Here is an 18,461-nt window from a genome sequence, read left to right on the forward strand (position 1 = left end):
AAGTATAGCTCAGGTAGACAATAAATTAAATTAATCAAGCGCTTATACCGTGCATTCACCGGGCTGATATCGTAGACTGATAGGGTTCCTCGGCTCATTTCCTACCGCTGTTTGTATGTTTGATCAAAGCATTAAAACTCCCTGTATAGGTGTCTGTTCTACTGGCATCGGCGACACTGTGTGCCGCGGTTGCAAGCGCTTCTCTCACGAAGTGATCAATTGGAACGCCTATACCGTAGAGCAGAAGCGGGCGGTAGATGGCCGTTTGTCAGAATTTTTGTCTCAGTGTGTGAGCAATAAGCTCGTTGTGATCGACAAAGCACTGCTGGCTTGGCAGTTAGAGGTGCAGCAGGTGCGCCACCGCAGCCATCATGACGAGTATTGCTGGGTCTTCAGTTTGCTCAAAGCTGGGGCAGGCCAAATCACCAACACACTCGAGTATGGCTTTCAGGTCAATCTGCCTTTCAGGGATATGAGTTTGATTGAGCTGCGCGACACGATTGATCAGGAGTTTTATATTCTGTCTCAAGCCCACTATGACCGTTACATGCTGAGCCCCGATCTATTTGGCGGACAAAGCTCTTGAGTGCCACGGTGGATATAGGCCCGATTCGCCGCTTTTTAAGCTGCGCTACGCCTCAGGCCTGGATTGATTGGGCCTTACAGCACCCCGCAGTATTGCTGGTGGATCACGCTAATTGTGAAAAAAAAGCCGCGTCTACTGCCCTCAACCTGATGTACCGCTACACCGAGCACCCCAAATTGCTGCACAAGTTGTCTCGCTTGGCGCGGGAAGAGCTGCGGCACTTTGAGCAGGTCTTGGCTATTATGGAGCGCCGTGGGATTGACTACCCTTTTACTGAGGCTTCGCGCTACGCCGGTGAGTTGCGCAAACTGGTGCGCTCGAAAGAGCCTGGTCGTCTGGTCGATACGCTGATAGTTGGCGCGATTATTGAGGCTCGCTCCTGTGAACGTTTTGCCGCCTTAATACCGGTGTTGGATGATGAGTTAGCAGCTTTTTACAGTTCTCTACTCAAATCCGAAGCGCGGCACTTTGAAGATTATCTTAACTTGGCTCGAGAGCTGTCCTCGGCAGAAGAAGTCGACGAGCGTTTGCCGGCTTTGTTAGCAGCAGAGCAGCAATTAATTGAATCAGCAGATATTGAGTTCAGGTTTCACAGCGGTGTGCCGAGCGCTTAATAGCCAAGTCTCTGGTCCGCTTCAGTTTTTTAGGGCCTAATTGCGAAATCTATCAGCTGCATTGAGTCAGCTGTGGCTTCGATAGCCCAGCCGCGGCTGCCCCAGTCGCCCAGCACCCAGCGCTGACCATTGCGGTGCTGATGTCGTTTCGGTCGGTGGGTGTGGCCGTGAATCATGCAGGACACCTGGTGCTCTAAGAGTGCTTGTTCTACTTCGCTAGGAGTGACATCCATGATGTCTTCCGCTTTATTGCTGTTGGCTTCTTGGCTCATGCCGCGCAGCTTATCAGCTAAGGCCCGGCGATCTGCCAGCGGCTGGGCAAGTAATTGTGCTTGCCACTGGGGGCTGCGTACCATCTGCCGAAATTGCTGGTACTCCTGGTCTGCAGTGCAGAGACTGTCGCCGTGCATGAGTAGCACCGGCGAACCGTAGAGATCAATGACACTAGGGTCGGGTAGTAGAGTGGCGCCGACGCGCTGACAAAAATCTGGGCCGAGTAAAAAGTCTCGGTTACCTTGCATGAGGTAAAGTGCAGGGCCGGCAGCAGAAAAAGCGGCCAGCATATCGGCGACCTCAGCAGCGAGGGGGGCATCGTCGTCATCGCCGACCCAAGCCTCAAAGAAATCGCCGAGTATATACAGCGCTTGGCAATCTCGACGTGCATCGAGAAACTCGCCCAGGGCCCTGGTGATAGCGGGGCGGCTGGGGTCGAGGTGCAGGTCGGAGATAAACCAAGTGCTGGACACGGGCTTTGCTAATTAGCCTTCAAGGATTTCGACAGCTTCGATGATGACTGGATCCTGTGGCACATCTTGGTGGCCAGCGCGGCTGGTGGTGGGCAAGTTGCGGATTTTATCCAGTACTTCTTCACCTTCGGTTACTTTACCAAACACGGTGTAGCCCCAGCCCTGCATGTTTTTGCCGCTGTGGTTAAGGAAGTCATTGTCTTTTACGTTGATGAAGAACTGCGCAGTGGCGGAGTGCGGGTCCATGGTGCGAGCCATAGCAATGGTGCCAAAGTCATTTTTTAGGCCATTGTCCGCTTCGTTTTCAATCGGCTCAGCAGTAGGTTTTTGCTTCATGTCGGCATCGAAGCCACCGCCTTGGATCATGAAGTTGTTAATTACGCGGTGGAAGATTGTGCCATCGTAGTGTCCATTGCGGGCATAGCTGAGGAAGTTAGCGACGGTTTTCGGCGCTTTGTCAGCGTCGAGTGCCACAGTGATGGGACCAAATGTTGTACGGATAATAACCATGTTGAGCTTTCCTAGTGAAATTTCTCGGATTCTGAGGACCGGCAATGATACGTATTTTTAGGCTGTGGTGGAACACTGCCGGCTGGCCGGGCTGTTAATCTGTGGCCGGCTGGGGAGAAAGGCTGTATTTCCCTATAAGACGGACTGCGCAGCAGCTATAATGCACAACTTTTGACTATCGCAATGCGAAGGAATTATGGACAACAAACCCGCTAACAACTTTCTCCACGCAATTATCGCTGACGATCTGGCCGCAGGTCGGGTCACGGAAGTTGTGACTCGTTTCCCCCCTGAGCCCAATGGCTATTTGCATGTGGGCCACGCCAAGTCGATTTGTTTGAACTTTGGTTTGGCCGAGGCTTTCAATGGCCGCTGCAACCTGCGTTTTGACGATACCAACCCGGCCAAAGAAAGCCCTGAGTTTGTCGCCTCGATACAGGAAGATGTGCGCTGGTTGGGTTTTGAGTGGCACGATGAAGTGCGCTATGCCTCATCTTACTTTCAGCAGCTTTACGACTGGGCTCAACACTTAGTCCGCGAGGGCAATGCCTATGTCTGTGACCTCAATGCCGATCAAGCCCGCGAGTATCGCGGCACTTTGACTGAGCCGGGGGTAAACAGCCCTTACCGAGATCGCAGTGTAGAGGAAAACCTCGACCTGCTTGAGCGCATGAAAGCCGGCGAGTTTGAAGATGGCAGCAGGGTACTGCGGGCCAAAATTGACATGGCCTCACCCAATATGAATATGCGCGATCCGATCCTTTATCGTATCCGTAAAATTGAACATCATCAGACTGGCAATGATTGGTGTATTTACCCAACCTATGATTTCGCCCATGGCCAGGAAGATGCCATCGAGGGTATTACGCATTCTATTTGCACCCTAGAGTTTGAAGATCACCGCCCACTGTATAACTGGTTGCTTGACCATTTGCCGGTGCCGAGTAGGCCGCGTCAGTATGAGTTCGGTCGCCTGAACCTGAATTACACGGTGACCAGTAAGCGCAAGCTGAAACAGCTGGTTGATGAGGGCGTGGTGGATGGTTGGGACGATCCGCGCATGCCGACCATATCCGGTTTGCGCCGCCGCGGTTATACAGCACGTTCGCTGCGAAAGTTTTGTGACATGATCGGCGTGACCCGATCCGATGGTGTGGTCGATGTGGCGATGATGGAACACGCTATTCGCGACGATCTCAACGAAAACGCACCGCGAGCGATGTGTGTGTTGCGCCCCTTAAAGGTCGTGCTGAGTAACTACCCAGAGGATAAAACCGAGTACCTCAGCGCTCCCTGTCACCCCAGTCGTGAAGAACTCGGTGTGCGTGAGTTGGCTTTTACCCGTGAACTCTATATCGATGCAGAAGATTTTCGCGAAGAAGCAAACAAGAAATTTAAACGTCTAGTTCTCGGTAAACGTGTGCGCTTGCGCAACGCCTATGTCATCGAAGCCGAGAGTGTGCTGAAAGATGAAGCTGGCGAGATTGTTGAGGTTCAGGCTAAGGTTATCCCTAACACCGTTGGCAATGATCCAGAAGATGGCATCAAGGCCAAAGGTGTTATCCAGTGGGTATCTGCCACTGAGGGCCGCCGTGCCACGGTGCGCCTCTATGACCGCCTGTTTAGTCACGAGGCACCAGATAAAGGCGATAATGACTTTATGGCCTTGGTGAACCCAAACTCTCTGGAGCTTATAGAAGGTGCTTGGATAGAGGCTGGCTTGGTCAATGCCCAGCCTGAACAGAGCTTTCAGTTTGAGCGCGAGGGCTATTTTGTGGCAGACCGTCATGAGCACCGGCCGGAAGCACCGGTATTTAATATGACCATTGGTTTGCGAGACAGCTGGAACAACGGACAGAAATAGGAACACCATGAGCCTTAAGATATACAACACCATGAGTGGCAAGAAGGAGCGCTTCGAGCCGCTACAACCCAACTCTGTCACGATGTACGTCTGCGGACCCACCGTGTACAACTTGGCGCACATCGGCAATGCCCGGCCTGTGGTGGTGTTTGACACTTTGTATCGTCTCTTGCAGTGCCACTACGACGAGGTCACTTACGCTCGCAACATCACCGATGTCGATGACAAAATTATCGCAGCGGCACGCGAGGGTTCGCGCAGTATTGAGTCGGTCACGGAAGAGTTTACTCAGAAATACCGCGAGGATATGGCGCAACTTAACGCCTTGCCGCCAACGATTGAGCCCCACGCAACGCACAACATCGCGCCGATGATTGCCCTGACTGAAAAGCTGCTCGCCAAAGGCCATGCCTATGTCTCAGAGGGGCATGTTTTGTTTGCGGTTGAGTCTATGCCGGACTACGGCAAGCTCTCGGGCCGCTCTTTGGACGATATGCTCGCCGGTGCTCGGGTTGAGGTGGCTGATTACAAACGTCACCCCGGAGACTTCGTGCTGTGGAAGCCCGCTGCCGATGAAGATCCCGGTTGGGATAGTCCCTGGGGTAGGGGACGGCCAGGCTGGCACTTGGAGTGCTCGGCGATGATCCGCGAGCACTTAGGTGAAACCATAGATATCCATGGTGGTGGCCGCGATTTAATCTTCCCGCACCATGAAAATGAAGTGGCTCAGAGTCGCTGTGCTCACGGCGGCGACTACGTGCGCTATTGGATGCACAATGCCTACCTCGATATAGACGGCGAAAAAATGTCTAAGTCGCTGGGTAACTTCCGCACTGTGCGAGAGCTGTTGCAGAGTTATCGCGGTGAAGTGCTGCGCTTTGCCTTGCTCTCAGCCCATTACCGCTCGCCCTTGAACTTCTCGGCCGAGCTCTTGGAACAGGCTGAGGCGACACTGGGGAGCCTCTACAGCACTTTGCGGCAAGTAGAGGATATCCCGCTAGACATGGAAGTGCAGTTAGCTGGTGAGCCCTTCTATGAGGCGCTCAACGATGATTTAAATACGCCATTGGCAATTGCCGAGATTCACGCCCTAGCGAAGCAGCTTCACAAAGCGCCAGAGGATGAGAAGCCAGCACTAAAAGGCCGTATATTGGCCGCGGGTAATCTGCTGGGCATTTTGGAGCAGCACCCACAGGATTGGCTGCAGGGTGATCTTGATAGCTCAGATATCACTGCGGAAGAAATCGAGCAGGCAATTGCCGACCGCCAGGCCGCAAAAGCTGCCAAAGATTATGCTAAAGCAGATGAAATTCGCCAGGACTTGCTTGCCCGAGGTATCGTGCTAGAGGATTCCCGGGAAGGGACTAAGTGGAAGCGCGCCTAATCCGCTGCTAAAACCCGACCGAGCAATACGCTGTTGTCTTGGGCCAGTGCAGACTAAAGCTGCACTGGCCCAATTTGTTTCAGCCGAGCTTAAGCGAGTGACTTTTCGCCTGACTCCACACTTTGCATAATCAAGGTGTTGATAGTCATTGGCCCTACACCACCAGGTACTGGGGTGTAAGCGCTAACGCGCTCTTTCAGAGGCTCTAGCTCAATATCGCCAACTCCCCCCGGGTGGTAGCCAGCGTCGACTACAACAGCGCCATCTTTGACCCACTCAGCGCGGATAAACTCTGGTTTGCCGACCGCGCCAACTAGAATATCTGCTTGAGCCACTAAGGCGGGTAGGTCGGTAGTGCGAGAGTGACAGATCGTCACGGTGGCGTTTTTCTGTAGCAACATCATGGCCATTGGCTTACCGAGAATAGGGCTGCGGCCTACAACGACGGCATGCTTACCTTCGATCTCAATGTCATAGGCCTCGAGCAGGCGCATGATACCTTGTGGTGTGGCGCAGCCGTAGGCATCTTCACCCATCGCCATACGACCAAAGCCCAAGCAGGTCACGCCGTCCACGTCTTTGTGCAGCGCGATGGCGTCAAAGCAGGCGCGCTCGTCAATCTGTGATGGAACTGGGTGTTGTAGCAGAATGCCGTGCACTTCAGGGTTATTGTTCAGCTCTTCGATCTTGGCCAGTAGCTCCTCGGTGGTAGTCGAGGCGGGCAGCTCGATTGCCATTGAGTCCATGCCTACGCGACGGCAGGCGTTGCCCTTCATTTTCACATAAGTGGCAGAGGCGGGATCGTCACCCACTAAGAGAGTGGCCAAGATTGGCGTTTTGCCGCCAGATTTTTCTTTAAGAGCTTCAACGCGCTGTAATAGCGCAGCTTCAGTTTGTTGGGACAGTGTTTTGCCATCCAGAACTTGAGCAGACATGAAATTACCTTTGGTGACGGGTCGACAGAAAATGGGACGCTCTGCCCCAAATAAGACTTACATTCTCCCATGCCTCGCGCGGGCTAGGAAGTACATCAAACAGAAAGCTTAATAGATTTATCAAATAGCCGTTGACGAAACTGAAAACGGGGGGTAATATGCGCGACCTGAAATCGAGGTCAAGCAATGATCTCTTTATCTGTATCGGGGTATAGCGCAGTCTGGTAGCGCGCCTGCTTTGGGAGCAGGATGTCGGGAGTTCGAATCTCTCTACCCCGACCAACTTTTCCGCCACGTCCGGAAGTTGGCCACAGTGTTTCAGCATTCCAACGATGGTGGCCGTAGCTCATCAGGTAGAGCACCGGATTGTGACTCCGGAGGTGGCGGGTTCGAGACCCGTCGGCCACCCCAGTCTTGCCCGTTTTGCACACCTTCGGTGATTAGGCTGAACCGCTTCTATACACTGTATGCCACAATGCGCCCGTAGCTCAGTTGGATAGAGCATCCGCCTTCTAAGCGGATGGTCGGGGGTTCGAATCCTCCCGGGCGCGCCATTTCCACAGGCTCTACCCAATTAACGGGGGATGGGCATCCATCCGTACTCGATTGATAATCCCATCCCACCCACAGTGGCTCAGCACTCTCAATCGATAATTCTCAAAGCTCCTAAAACCATACGCTCGTCTCGAGATCATTTCCATTTTGTTGTGGAAACCCTCGGTGATGCCATTGCTTTTGCTAAACCGCCACGTGGCAACAATGGGTTCCATCCAGCTGGCCAGAGTCTTTGCCAGCGTTCGTAATGGGCTGTCACCTAACTGATCCAGCAACTCAAGCAGTTGAGGTATCTTGGTCCTTGCTCGCTTTGCTGTGAGGGTCTTAAGTAGCAGCAATCGAACTAGCTTTTGCTTGGCCACTATTGTCGCTTCGGGAAAGTAGCGGGGCGCTATGCTGCGGTAGGTTTCAGACAAATCCATCACCAGTTGCTTTTTCATTACATGCCCCTAGGCAGAGCATTAATGCTATGCAATTGGATTTTCTAGCAAACTTATAGGTAATAAGATTAGGCTTCAGGCGAGATGCTCGGGGATGATAAATGAGCCTTACAGTGTTGAGTAAGGGCCTTCACCCAGTCTGCCCAACGCTTGTCAAGGGATGGAAATTTGGGGTGATCGAGCCGGGCTGCTATCCAATGGTTAGGGCCAGGCTTATAAAGTTTCCAGTCAATCATTGTTAACTGCTCGATATAGTCCTGCCTTTGTTCGTCTTTGACTGTGGCTGGGGGGTTGTTTGACCATAAGCCAGCCAGGCTAAGGGCTGCGATAGCGCTCATCACATCGCTCGTGTCAGTGTTTTCTTTAGGGAGGCAAAGATAGAGGCTGGCATTAAGTGCATCCCCTTTGTCGTAGTACACATGGTGGTTTTCAAAAAGCGTTAGAGTATCCATGGGTTTGAGCTCGCTCTCCAGCGGAATATTGCTAGTTTAATTTATATCTATACCTTGCATTAAAAACATTTTGATGTAAATGTAATATGGTTTTTTTTGTGCGCGATTAGGACAAGTAGTGCCTAGTAGTTTGAATAATAAGGATCATGTAAACAGGATTTTCGGTATGAGCGTGTTGGATAAAAAGGTCGATGTTCTAGTTATTGGCAGTGGTGCAGGGGCTCTCACAGCTGCGTGCCGTGCTGCCGACCAAGGTGCGCAAGTGTTGGTTGTTGAAAAAGCTGGCTACTATGGAGGAACGTCCGCCAGTTCTGGCGGCGGTTTATGGATTCCTAATAACCATCTGATGAAAGCTGCGGGTATCGACGATAGTGAGGAGGAGGCACTAACCTACCTGCGTACCCTTACGGGCGATGACGTTGCCCCTGATGTGGTGGAGGCGTATGTGCGAAATGCACCGTTGATGCTGCGCTATCTGGAAGAAAATACTAAAGCGTCGTTCGAATCTATGGTGCATTACGCTGATTATTATCAGGAGCTGGAAGGCGCCAAGCCGGGCGGTCGCTCTATTGACCCGCTTCCCTATCATGCCCGCGACCTAGGGCAGTCATTTGCCACCCTGGGGCGTTCGCATATACAGACGACAGTGATGGGCTTGATGGGTTACACCAATCAGGAGGGTGCAGTACTCCTAAGCAAGGCCCCTGGTTGGCTCAAGGTGGTGCTTAAATTGGTGGTTGAGTATGGCTCAGACATTGTCGGTAGGCTCAAATCGCGGCGCTCGCGGCGGTTGGTGATGGGTAATGCACTGGTTGGCAGGTTACGTCATTCACTGGATGAGCGCGGAGTTGAGCTCTGGCTAAACTCGCCAGTGACGGAGTTGGTGGTGGAAGCGGGCAAGGTTGTTGGGGCGGTTGTAAGCAGGGGGGGTAGCAGCGAGGTGGTCCGCGCCAAGCGAGGTGTAATCATCGGTGCCGGGGGCTTCGAGCATAGTCAGGCCATGCGTGAGCGTTATCTGCCGAGGCCAAGTCAAACTAGCTGGTCTGCCGCTAGCCCAAACAATACTGGTGACTTGATCGAAGCTGCGCATAACATTGGCGCGGCCCTTCACTTAATGGATGAGGCTTGGTGGGGGCCGACTATTGTTATGCCGCAGGAAGATCGTGCACGCATGTTGTTTTCTGAGCGTTCGATGCCTGGCTGTATTATGGTGAACGGCGCCGGAAAGCGCTTTGTTAATGAGTCCGTTGCCTATACGACTGCGGTGCAAGCGATGTATAAAGATGCTAACGGCAACGCCAATTTACCAGTCTATGCAATTTTTGATTCGCGCTATCGGCGAGAATACCCCTTTGGGCCACTCCTCCCGAAGGGGATGAAGCTCGATTGGCTTCAGCCCAAACGCATACGCCATCAATTTCTCAAGCAGAGTGATACCATCGAGGGGCTTGCGAAGGAGTTGGGGGTGAATCCCGTAGGTTTGAAAAATACCGTTGAGAGCTTCAATGGCTATGCAGAAGTTGGTGTGGATAAAGATTTTCACCGGGGTGAGAATAGTTACGATTTGCTCTATGGTGACATTCGCTTGAAGCCAAATCCCTGTCTAGCGGCCATTGCCGAGGCGCCCTTTTATGGTGTGGAAATTTTTCCCGGAGACATTGGTACTAAGGGTGGCTTGCTCACCAATGCCAACGCTCAGGTGCTGGACGAAGCTGGGGAGGTTATACGCGGTCTCTACGCCATTGGGAATAGCGCTGCATCACCCATGGGTCGTTACTATCCAGGGGCTGGGGCAACACTGGGGCCAGCTATGACCTTTGGATTTATCGCTGCAAACCATGCCTGTAATACGTAAATTGAGCTATGGTGTATAGCCAAGTGGTGGCCTTGTTTATGCTTGGCTATAAAGGGCTTGTCATCAGGCGCTAGTGAGCGAGACCCTGAGGCCGCTTGTTTGGTATCTAGGGCAATAAGGCCTTGTACAGGACTCTCGACAAGGTAGAGGGGTTTCGTATTTTTGAGCGCAGACCTAATCCGACTCCGCATGCCTTTAGGTTTTTTGTAATTCAATACTTCTTTATTGATATAACTACTAAAATAGAAAGGTAATGCTGCCAGTCAATCAGGTGTTATATTGATATTGGCTACATATAAAGCTTCGAATCCTCCCGGGCGCGCCATTTCCAAACTATGCATTGGCTCTGCCGACGCCAGCCCATTAAGGGGGAATAGCAGTTCAGCTAGCCAACTTCTATGCTGTTTTTACCGTTCTCTTTAGCTCGATATAGAGCCTGATCCGCACGATTAAACAAGTCTGCTTGGCTCTCCCCAAACTGATAGCTGCTGAGGCCAAAGCTGGCGCTGGTGCTAATGCTGTGCTCATGCCAGGTGATCACTTGGTCGCTAATAGCTTGGCAGAGGTGGCGAGCTAACAACTCGGCGGCCGCTGCATCACAGCAAGGCAATAGCAGCAAAAATTCCTCGCCACCCCAGCGACAGATGATGTCGGAGTCGCGCAGCTCGGCGCGTAAAGTCTCGGCAATACTGCGAATAACAGCATCGCCTGCTAAATGCCCGTAGCGATCATTGATCGCTTTGAAGTCATCGATATCGACAATAGCTATACTGAGGGGCTCTTGGCGTCGCTCGGCTGTGCGCAGGGCTTGTAAAAAAGTATCTTCAAAAGCATGACGGTTATAAGCGCCGGTGAGATTATCTCTGGTGGCCATGAGCTCTAAGCGCTGTTGGTATTTGCCGATGGTCATGTTGACTATCAGCATCACGATCAAAGTGATGATAAGGCTGAAACTTAAGTTCACCCACAGTGTGCTTTGAATTTTAGCTGCCGGTTTGCGGACTTGTTCGACCAGTAAATACCAATTTAACTCTGGGACAAAGCGGGTGTTTAATAACACTTCTTGGCCATTATGTTGATAGCGATAGGAGTCACCTGGGCTGGCTAAAATTTGTCCGGCGATCTCCATAAGCCCTGGCTGCTTATAAATATTACTCGCGCCCTGATAACGTTTACCCTGGAGTTTTATTTGTCCAGATTTATCGACCAGGTAAACTTGTCGTTCATAGCGAGTTTGGTACATCTCAATCATGTTATTGACGACTTCTGAGGATAGACCTACTCCTATGGCACCTAAAAATGTACCTTCGCCATTGATAACCTTATGATTAACAAAGACATTGGTGCTGTAAAGGTCGGCGGTGTCTGTATCGATATTGATTTCGTAGTCACTATTCATTGCTCTGACACGAAAGTACCAGGCGTCAGCGGGGTCATGTTGTTTGACCTGCTTGAGCTTACCGCTAGGGTGGTAGTAGCTACGGCTGCTTTCTGAAACAAAAAAAGCGGTGGTGGTTTGGAAGCGTTGTTGAATGGTTTTTAGGTAGCGAATAATTTTTTGCTCATCTTCCTCGCCGCTGCCAACCCAGTCATAGACAAAGGTGTCGTGTGCCATTAGCGATGATAAGACAATTGTAGGCAATATATCGCGTTGAATCTCGGAGTAGACATTGTCACTAGTCAAAGGCAGCGCATCAGTGTAGATCTGCTGCTCCAGAGCATCATTGGCAACCTTATAGCTGATGAAGCTAGTGGTTGAGAAGCTTGCGATCAGCAGTAAAGCAATAAAAAGAATAAAACTGATTTTACGACGATTCAAAACAGCAAGCCTTGTTGTGAGCTTTGATTAATTTAGGGCAGATTTAAGCATAGTAGGCTGATTTAAGCACGATCCTATCGAAAGCTAGCGCTTTGCTGACGAATTGCGTGTTTATCTCACAGCTCTTTTCAATGAGGGCGTTTACAGTGTGTTTGTTGCTCAATCCAACCCGAGTCATTTTTTGTAAAGGTTTTTTTTATGTCTTACCTTCCCCATGAAACAGTAGAAACTGGCGATGATATTAGCGCGTCGGTTATTTGGCTGCACGGTCTTGGGGCCAGCGGTCATGACTTTGTCCCCGTGATTCCTCAACTGCAGCTGCCCGAAGAGCTTGGACTACGCTTTATTTTTCCCCATGCGCCGATGATCCCAGTAACGGTTAATGGCGGTATGGTAATGCCGGCTTGGTACGATATTTTGTCGATAGATATCGAGCGCGAAATTGATGAAAGGCAAATTTTAGCTTCAGCCGCGTCAGTCATTGCCTTAGTTGAACGTGAAATAGCCGCAGGTATTCCCAGTGAGCGCATAGTTTTGGCTGGTTTTTCTCAGGGTGGTGCGGTGGCATATCAAGCAGCGCTGAGTTACGACAAGCCATTGGCTGGCTTAATGGTGCTCTCGAGTTATTTCGCAACCTCTAAAACGATCCAGCCCAGCCTGGCAAACAAAAACATCCCCATTCAGTTGTTTCACGGCAGCATGGATCCGATGGTGCCGATCGTGATGGCGCACAAGGCGCTGTCGGATTTGCAGGCTCTTACTTACCAGGCATCCCTGCAAAGCTATCCCATGCAGCATGAAGTTTGTATGGAGGAAATTAGGGATATCTCGAGGTGGCTGCAGGATGTGCTGGCTTAGTCCACGCGCCTGATTTTTAGTATATGCTACTTATTTACCAATATATTTGTAGTCTGCCAAGGTGATGTACTGACATGGGTCAGGATGATGATGCAGGAGGGGAGTAGCTTATGAGCGCAAATGATAGGTCTTCCGCTAAAGAGCAAAACAGCAGTGCTTCTCAAGCAGTCAGCTACTTCCGTGTAGATGGTGCCTCTTGCGCTAGTTGCGTGAATAAAATTGAAAGCGCGCTGCTTGCTGTGCCAGGTGTTGAGCAGGCGAGTATGAACCTTGTTCAAGGTACTGCAACGGTCAGCGGCCATGCTCAAGCGAGCGCGGTAGTGCGAGCTATCGACGCCGCGGGTTACACAGCTGAGCACCTGGTCAACCAGTCGGATCAGCAGATATTAGAGGACAAAGATCGCAGCGAAGAGGCTTATTATCAGCGCCTTATGAAAGAGGTCTACTTTGCCCTTGGCTTGGGTGTGCCGCTGATGATTTACGGTTTATTCATCGGTGAGATGACTGTTAACACGCCGCTAGAACGTTTCCTGTGGTTACTGGTCGGACTAGCCACTTTGGCTGTGATGTACTTCTCCGGACGGCATTTCTATGTGGGTGCCTGGAAATCTTTTATTAATCACTCCGCAAATATGGATACCTTGATTGCCTTAGGTACGGGCACTGCATGGCTGTACTCAATGTTTGTGGTGTCTTTTCCAGCGCTGCTGCCGGATATGGCCAGGCACGTTTATTTTGAGGCCACTGCAATGATTATCGGCCTGGTAAATTTGGGCTTGGCTTTGGAAGTCCGGGCGCGAGGCAAGACCTCGGAGGCGATCAAACGCCTGATTGGTTTGCAGCCCAAATTGGCGCGCATTGTGCGCGATGGACAGGAAATCGATATAGCCATTGAGGATGTGCAGTTAGGCGATCAGCTGCGGGTGCGTCCAGGTGAAAAACTGGCCGTTGACGGGCGGGTACTTGAAGGCAGCTCATCGATAGATGAGTCCATGCTCACCGGCGAGCCGATACCGGTGACCAAGCAAGTGGGTGATGAGCTTGCCGCCGGTAGCATCAATAAAACCGGAACACTGCTTTATGAAGCCACCCGAGTTGGCAAAGACACGGCCTTGGCTCAGATCATCGAGATGGTCAAGCGAGCGCAAAACTCCAAACCGCCTATAGGCCGCCTCGCTGATGTGATCTCCGCTTATTTTGTACCGGCGATTATGATTATCGCCGTGTTAAGTGCTCTAGCTTGGCTGAATTTTGGGCCAGAGCCCAGTTTAGCCTTTGCCATGGTCTGTGCCACCACCGTACTGATTATTGCTTGCCCCTGCGCCCTGGGCTTAGCGACGCCTATGTCAGTCATGGTGGGCGTGGGAAAAGCTGCCGAATCAGGCGTTTTGATCCGCAACGGTGAGGCCTTACAGGCTGCCTCAAAGCTCACTACGATGGTGTTAGATAAAACGGGCACCGTCACAAAGGGGCAGCCACAAGTCACTCATATCGAGCTGGTAAACGCCAGCGATGAGGATCATGTGCTGATGCTGGCTGCTAGCTTAGAGTCGGGATCTGAGCATCCTCTGGCCCAAGCCATAGTGGCTTCGGCGCAAGCGCGAGGTCTTGCCACACAAACTCTAGAAAACTTTGAAGCCATCGCAGGACATGGTGTGCGCGGAACAGTGGCTGAGCACAGTCTGCTGTTTGGCAATGAGCGCCTGATGCGAGAGCAGGGCGTTTTGATTGAGCCACAGCTCGATCTGGCTCAGCAGTTGGCAGCCAAGGCGCAGACACCTATGTACTTTAGTATCGACGGTGAATTGGCCGCGATTATTGCTGTTGCGGATCCGATAAAAGATGACTCTGTTGCCGCGATTAAACGTCTCAAAGAAAACGGCTTGCGAGTGGTGATGTTGACCGGTGATAACCGTGCAACGGCTCAGGCTGTGGCCAAGCAGGTTGGCATCGATGAGGTTTTTGCCGAGGTCTTGCCCAAGCAAAAAGCGGAGAAAATCGCCGAGTTGCAAGCCCAAGGCGAAATAGTCGGCATGACCGGTGATGGCATTAACGATGCACCGGCCTTGGCCTTGGCTAATGTTGGTTTTGCTATTGGAACCGGTACCGATGTGGCGATTGAAAGTGCTGATATCACCCTGATGCGGGGCTCTTTACATGGCTTGGCTGATGCCATTGCGGTGAGCAAGGCTACGCTTGGCAATATCAAGCAAAACCTTTTTGGAGCCTTTGTGTACAACGCTGCCGGCGTGCCAATTGCTGCTGGAGTGCTATACCCCTTCTTGGGTGTGCTGCTCAGCCCGATCATTGCCGGCGGGGCGATGGCGCTGTCTTCCCTTACTGTTGTCACTAATGCGAATCGACTTCGCTTGTTTAACGTTAGGGAAGGTTAAAGGAGCTAGCTATGTTGATCGTTAACCTTATTGGCTTGTTAGTCATTGCGCTGATTGTGTGGTGGTTTTGGCTCTACAAGGGGGAAACTCAGGCTGCAGCAGTAGATGAGCTGGTCATTCAGGTGGCTAATGGCAGTTATCAGCCTTCGCAGATAGCTGTGCCTGCGGGGCAAGCGACCACGCTGCGTTTTTTTCGCAGCGATGAATCCCCATGTGCGGCTTGGCTAATATTCCCTGACTTGGATCTCAGCGAGGAGTTGCCTATTGGCGAAAGCAAGTCCGTGCTATTGCCACCGCTCGCCGCGGGCAATTACCCTTTTACCTGTCAGATGCAAATGTACCGCGGCAATTTAGTGGTCAGTGAGTCCTGAGTGATTGGCCCTAAAAACTACTTTAGGTTTTAGGCTAAGAACAGCTACACTTAGAGCATGTTCACGATACTGCCTCATATGCAGATGGCTTGCTGCAGACAACTTGGCCTTGTTCTTTTGTTACTGGTCTTTAGCACTCAGTCGCTCGCCTCGATTGACAGTCCTTGTCTGCATCAAAAAAGCTCGACCTCTGTAGATGGGCTGATCTTAGATTCTGTCATGGCAGATCACGCTCATCATGCGCTGCTTATGTCATCAGCAGACAGCCTTGCTGATACGCAGTGCTGCAATGATTGTGCTTGTGTTTTAGGGAGCTGTGCCTCCGCTATCGTATCGGCAGGCATGTTTTTCCTATCTCCCAAGGCTGCGCTATTAAGCAGCCCCTACAACGAATTGGCTGAAGGTGAGCTAATCGTTTCCCGCTATCGCCCGCCCATATCCTCCTAACATAGTATTGCTGCGCCTGAAATTTGGCGTAGCACAAGCCTCGATGATTGTGGGGAGTGAAAACTCTCCCAATTTGACTAAAAAATAGCAGAGCTTTTGCTCTTTCAGTGAGAATTATGATGAAACATTTACGTAAGTGTGTCCTTCAATTGAGCGCGATCTCAGCGCTATTACTAAGCCTTGCAGCCTGTTCTGAGCAGCTCGATAGTGCTGCCGCGAGTACCGAGAAAGCCCAAGCTAACTCCGCTGTGGTCAGTTTAGACGTTTATAAAAGCCCAACTTGCGGCTGCTGCGGGAAATGGATGGAGCACGCAGATGCTTCAGGCTTTGAAACGCTGGGCCACCACCCGGTCGATTTAAACCAATTCAAGATTGACAAGGGTATTACGGCGCCTTACCAATCTTGTCACACCGCTGTGTCTCAAGAAGGCTATGTCTTTGAGGGGCATATCCCCGCCGATATTATTCATCGCTTTCTGGCCAATCCGCCCGCCAATGCTCTGGGCCTAGTTGTACCGGGTATGCCTGTTGGCAGTCCGGGCATGGAAGTCGGCAGCCGTCAAGACGAGTATGCCGTCTTGGTGCTTTATAAAGATGGCAGTGATGATATCTATGAGCATATTGGCAGTGCCCAGTAAGTAGCTATTGATTTTCGCTGGAGCAATTTCTTACGAGGGCAAAATGAAAAATCGTCTATATGGGCAGCAGCCATTGACGCGCAGCTCAATGTCTCGACGTCGTTTTGTGACAGGCCTAGCCGCTACTGGTGCCTGTTTAGGTCTGGGTGCTGGCTCAGCTTTATCTATGGCCAGCCCAAACAGTCGTCAGGGGCCGGTGACCTTAAGGGGTAATCAATTTGATTTGAATGTCGCTTATCAGGCGGTCAATTTTACCGGTAAGAGTCGTGTGGCCACTGCCATCAATGCTTCGGTTCCAGCGCCTATCTTGCGCTGGCGCGAAGGTGAGCGAGTTCGCCTACGAGTCAAGAATAACCTGGCTGAAGACACATCAATCCACTGGCATGGCATTATTTTGCCGTCCGGAATGGACGGCGTGCCTGGTTTGAGCTTTGAGGGAATTAAGCCCGGTGAAAGCTTTGAGTACCAATTTGACGTTAATCAGAGCGGTACATACTGGTATCACAGCCACTCGGGCTATCAGGAACCTAGGGGCATGTACGGAGCTATCGTGATTGACCCGAAGGAACCCGAGCCCTTTAGCTATGACCGAGATTATGTCGTTATGTTGTCAGACTGGTCTGATGAGGACCCACAAGACATCTACGCCAAGCTAAAAAAGTTTAGCCATTACTATAATTTTAGCCAGCGTACGGCGGGGGATTTGTGGCGCGATATTAAAGAAAAAGGGGTGGCGCAAACCTGGCGCGAGCGTGCTATGTGGAACCACATGCGCATGAGTGAGACAGACATATCTGATGTCACGGGCTATACCTATACCTACTTAATGAATGGTGCCACGCCTGATGAAGGCTGGGTCGGGCTGTTCAAACGCGGCGAAAAGATACGCTTGCGCTTTATTAACGCTGCATCAATGACGATTTTTGATGTACGTATTCCCGGTTTGACTATGACTGTAGTTGCGGCCGATGGGCAGAATATTGAGCCGGTGAGCGTTGATGAGTTCCGTCTAGGAGTGGCCGAGACCTATGATGTGATTGTCCAGCCCAGTGATGACAGTGCCTACACTGTCTTTGCTCAAAGTATTGATCGCAGTGGCTTTACCCGCGGTACTTTGACGCCGGATCAGAGTTTGCAGGCAGTTGTGCCAGCGATGGATGCCGCGCCGATTCTAGGGCACCGCGATATGGGTATGGATCACGGCATGCACGATATGGAAGCTCAGGCCGAGCACGGCGCGCAGGCTGATCATAATCAGCATGACATGAGTCATAGGCCAGGCGCAGAACATCATCATCAGCAGCCCATGACTGGCCTGATGACAGTGGATCATTCAGCTCACTCTGATCATGCAGAGCCTTTAGCTAAAGCGGGCTTTGGTAGTAATCGTGACATAAGGCACCTAGCCAGTGAACATGGTCCCCATGTGGATATGCTGGCGGAAAGCCCTCAGGATGGCATCGCTGATCCGGGCATTGGTTTGCGCCAGCACGCTGAGCTTCACGGCAGAAAAGTTTTGACTTATGCCGATATAAGAAACCTCTATACGACAGCTGACCCACGTGAGCCATCAAGAGAAATTGAGCTGCATCTGACTGGCAATATGAGCCGCTATATGTGGTCTATGAATGGCATCAGATACTCTGATGCTGAACCCTTAGAGCTGCAATATGGCGAGCGCGTCCGCATTACCTTAGTGAACGACACCATGATGACTCACCCGATGCACTTACATGGCATGTGGAGTGAGCTTGAAACGGGGGACCCACTGCATATTCCGCGCAAGCACACGGTGATTGTGCAGCCGGGTTCAAAAGTCAGTTATTTAGTCACGGCTGATGCTATCGGTCGCTGGGCTTATCACTGTCACTTGATATACCACATGGCCGGTATGTTTCGTGAAGTGAGAGTGCGCTAGGGAGGCGATAGCAATGCAGCAATTAACTAAACCATTAATCTCTCTACCAGCAAGATTCAGTCTCCAGACTAGTTTG

At 51.4% G+C, this 18,461-nt stretch carries 15 protein-coding genes and 3 tRNA genes; 13 read left to right on the forward strand and 5 right to left on the reverse strand.

Annotated features, from left to right (window positions below; genetic code table 11):
* Positions 1-115: 115 nt before the first annotated feature.
* A complete protein-coding gene (locus tag H2508_RS02945; protein ID WP_182168894.1) occupies positions 116-586 on the forward strand; it encodes a DUF1289 domain-containing protein in 471 nt (156 codons plus the stop codon).
* Positions 583-1,200, forward strand: coding sequence for a tRNA-(ms[2]io[6]A)-hydroxylase (gene miaE, locus H2508_RS02950; protein ID WP_182168895.1), 618 nt, complete (start codon positions 583-585; stop codon positions 1,198-1,200). Before H2508_RS02945 ends, miaE begins: the two co-directional genes overlap by 4 nt.
* Before the next feature lie 29 nt (positions 1,201-1,229).
* Here the strand turns inward: miaE and H2508_RS02955 are convergent, their stop codons facing one another.
* Together H2508_RS02955 and H2508_RS02960 are read right to left on the reverse strand one after the other, a co-directional pair.
* Positions 1,230-1,946 (reverse strand): UDP-2,3-diacylglucosamine diphosphatase, encoded by a 717-nt coding sequence (locus tag H2508_RS02955; RefSeq protein ID WP_182168896.1) that lies wholly within the window; start codon positions 1,944-1,946, stop codon positions 1,230-1,232.
* A gap of 12 nt (positions 1,947-1,958) precedes the next feature.
* The gene (locus H2508_RS02960) at positions 1,959-2,456 is read right to left on the reverse strand and encodes a peptidylprolyl isomerase (protein WP_182168897.1); all 498 of its coding nucleotides are present in this window, start codon (positions 2,454-2,456) and stop codon (positions 1,959-1,961) included.
* 193 nt (positions 2,457-2,649) lie between these two features.
* On the opposite strand from H2508_RS02960, the gene H2508_RS02965 reads away from it, so the two are divergent.
* Together H2508_RS02965 and cysS are read left to right on the forward strand one after the other, a co-directional pair.
* A complete protein-coding gene (locus H2508_RS02965) occupies positions 2,650-4,320 on the forward strand; it encodes a glutamine--tRNA ligase/YqeY domain fusion protein (RefSeq protein WP_182170721.1) in 1,671 nt (556 codons plus the stop codon).
* 7 nt (positions 4,321-4,327) lie between these two features.
* Positions 4,328-5,704: a cysteine--tRNA ligase gene (gene cysS / locus H2508_RS02970; RefSeq protein ID WP_182168898.1), complete on the forward strand. Its 1,377-nt coding sequence runs from the start codon at positions 4,328-4,330 to the stop codon at positions 5,702-5,704.
* Between the two features lie 89 nt (positions 5,705-5,793).
* Here the strand turns inward: cysS and folD are convergent, their stop codons facing one another.
* Positions 5,794-6,639, reverse strand: a complete 846-nt coding sequence (gene folD, locus H2508_RS02975; RefSeq protein WP_182168899.1) for a bifunctional methylenetetrahydrofolate dehydrogenase/methenyltetrahydrofolate cyclohydrolase FolD — start codon at positions 6,637-6,639, stop codon at positions 5,794-5,796.
* Positions 6,640-6,844: 205 nt separating this feature from the next.
* Between folD and H2508_RS02980 the strand changes: the two genes are divergently transcribed.
* The 3 genes from H2508_RS02980 (at position 6,845) to H2508_RS02990 (ending at position 7,193) form a co-directional block, all read left to right on the forward strand.
* A tRNA-Pro gene (locus H2508_RS02980) sits at positions 6,845-6,921 on the forward strand.
* A 53-nt stretch (positions 6,922-6,974) separates the two neighbouring features.
* Positions 6,975-7,050: transfer RNA gene (locus H2508_RS02985), tRNA-His, on the forward strand.
* 66 nt (positions 7,051-7,116) lie between these two features.
* Positions 7,117-7,193, forward strand: a tRNA-Arg gene (locus H2508_RS02990).
* A gap of 12 nt (positions 7,194-7,205) precedes the next feature.
* On the opposite strand, the gene H2508_RS02995 is transcribed toward H2508_RS02990, so the two are convergent.
* The gene (locus H2508_RS02995; protein ID WP_408014910.1) at positions 7,206-7,634 is read right to left on the reverse strand and encodes a transposase; all 429 of its coding nucleotides are present in this window, start codon (positions 7,632-7,634) and stop codon (positions 7,206-7,208) included.
* 618 nt (positions 7,635-8,252) lie between these two features.
* On the opposite strand from H2508_RS02995, the gene H2508_RS03000 reads away from it, so the two are divergent.
* Entirely contained in the window at positions 8,253-9,941 is a 1,689-nt protein-coding gene (locus H2508_RS03000; protein WP_182168900.1) for an FAD-dependent oxidoreductase, read from the forward strand.
* A 385-nt stretch (positions 9,942-10,326) separates the two neighbouring features.
* Here H2508_RS03000 and H2508_RS03005 read toward each other — a convergent pair whose 3' ends face one another.
* The gene (locus H2508_RS03005; protein WP_182168901.1) at positions 10,327-11,760 is read right to left on the reverse strand and encodes a sensor domain-containing diguanylate cyclase; all 1,434 of its coding nucleotides are present in this window, start codon (positions 11,758-11,760) and stop codon (positions 10,327-10,329) included.
* Between the two features lie 198 nt (positions 11,761-11,958).
* On the opposite strand from H2508_RS03005, the gene H2508_RS03010 reads away from it, so the two are divergent.
* From H2508_RS03010 to H2508_RS03030, 5 genes are all read left to right on the forward strand, one after another.
* A complete protein-coding gene (locus H2508_RS03010; protein ID WP_182168902.1) occupies positions 11,959-12,618 on the forward strand; it encodes an alpha/beta hydrolase in 660 nt (219 codons plus the stop codon).
* A 110-nt stretch (positions 12,619-12,728) separates the two neighbouring features.
* The gene (locus tag H2508_RS03015; protein WP_182168903.1) at positions 12,729-15,011 is read left to right on the forward strand and encodes a heavy metal translocating P-type ATPase; all 2,283 of its coding nucleotides are present in this window, start codon (positions 12,729-12,731) and stop codon (positions 15,009-15,011) included.
* A gap of 11 nt (positions 15,012-15,022) precedes the next feature.
* Positions 15,023-15,382 carry a cupredoxin domain-containing protein gene (locus H2508_RS03020; protein WP_182168904.1) on the forward strand — a complete coding sequence of 120 codons (360 nt, stop codon included), beginning with the start codon at positions 15,023-15,025 and terminating at the stop codon, positions 15,380-15,382.
* A 563-nt stretch (positions 15,383-15,945) separates the two neighbouring features.
* Positions 15,946-16,467, forward strand: coding sequence for a DUF411 domain-containing protein (locus tag H2508_RS03025; protein ID WP_235964772.1), 522 nt, complete (start codon positions 15,946-15,948; stop codon positions 16,465-16,467).
* A gap of 43 nt (positions 16,468-16,510) precedes the next feature.
* Positions 16,511-18,385 carry a copper resistance system multicopper oxidase gene (locus H2508_RS03030; RefSeq protein ID WP_182168905.1) on the forward strand — a complete coding sequence of 625 codons (1,875 nt, stop codon included), beginning with the start codon at positions 16,511-16,513 and terminating at the stop codon, positions 18,383-18,385.
* Positions 18,386-18,461 lie beyond the last annotated feature (76 nt).

Origin of the sequence: Sediminihaliea albiluteola, assembly GCF_014077625.1 — a bacterium.
Lineage (GTDB): Bacteria > Pseudomonadota > Gammaproteobacteria > Pseudomonadales > Halieaceae > Sediminihaliea > Sediminihaliea albiluteola.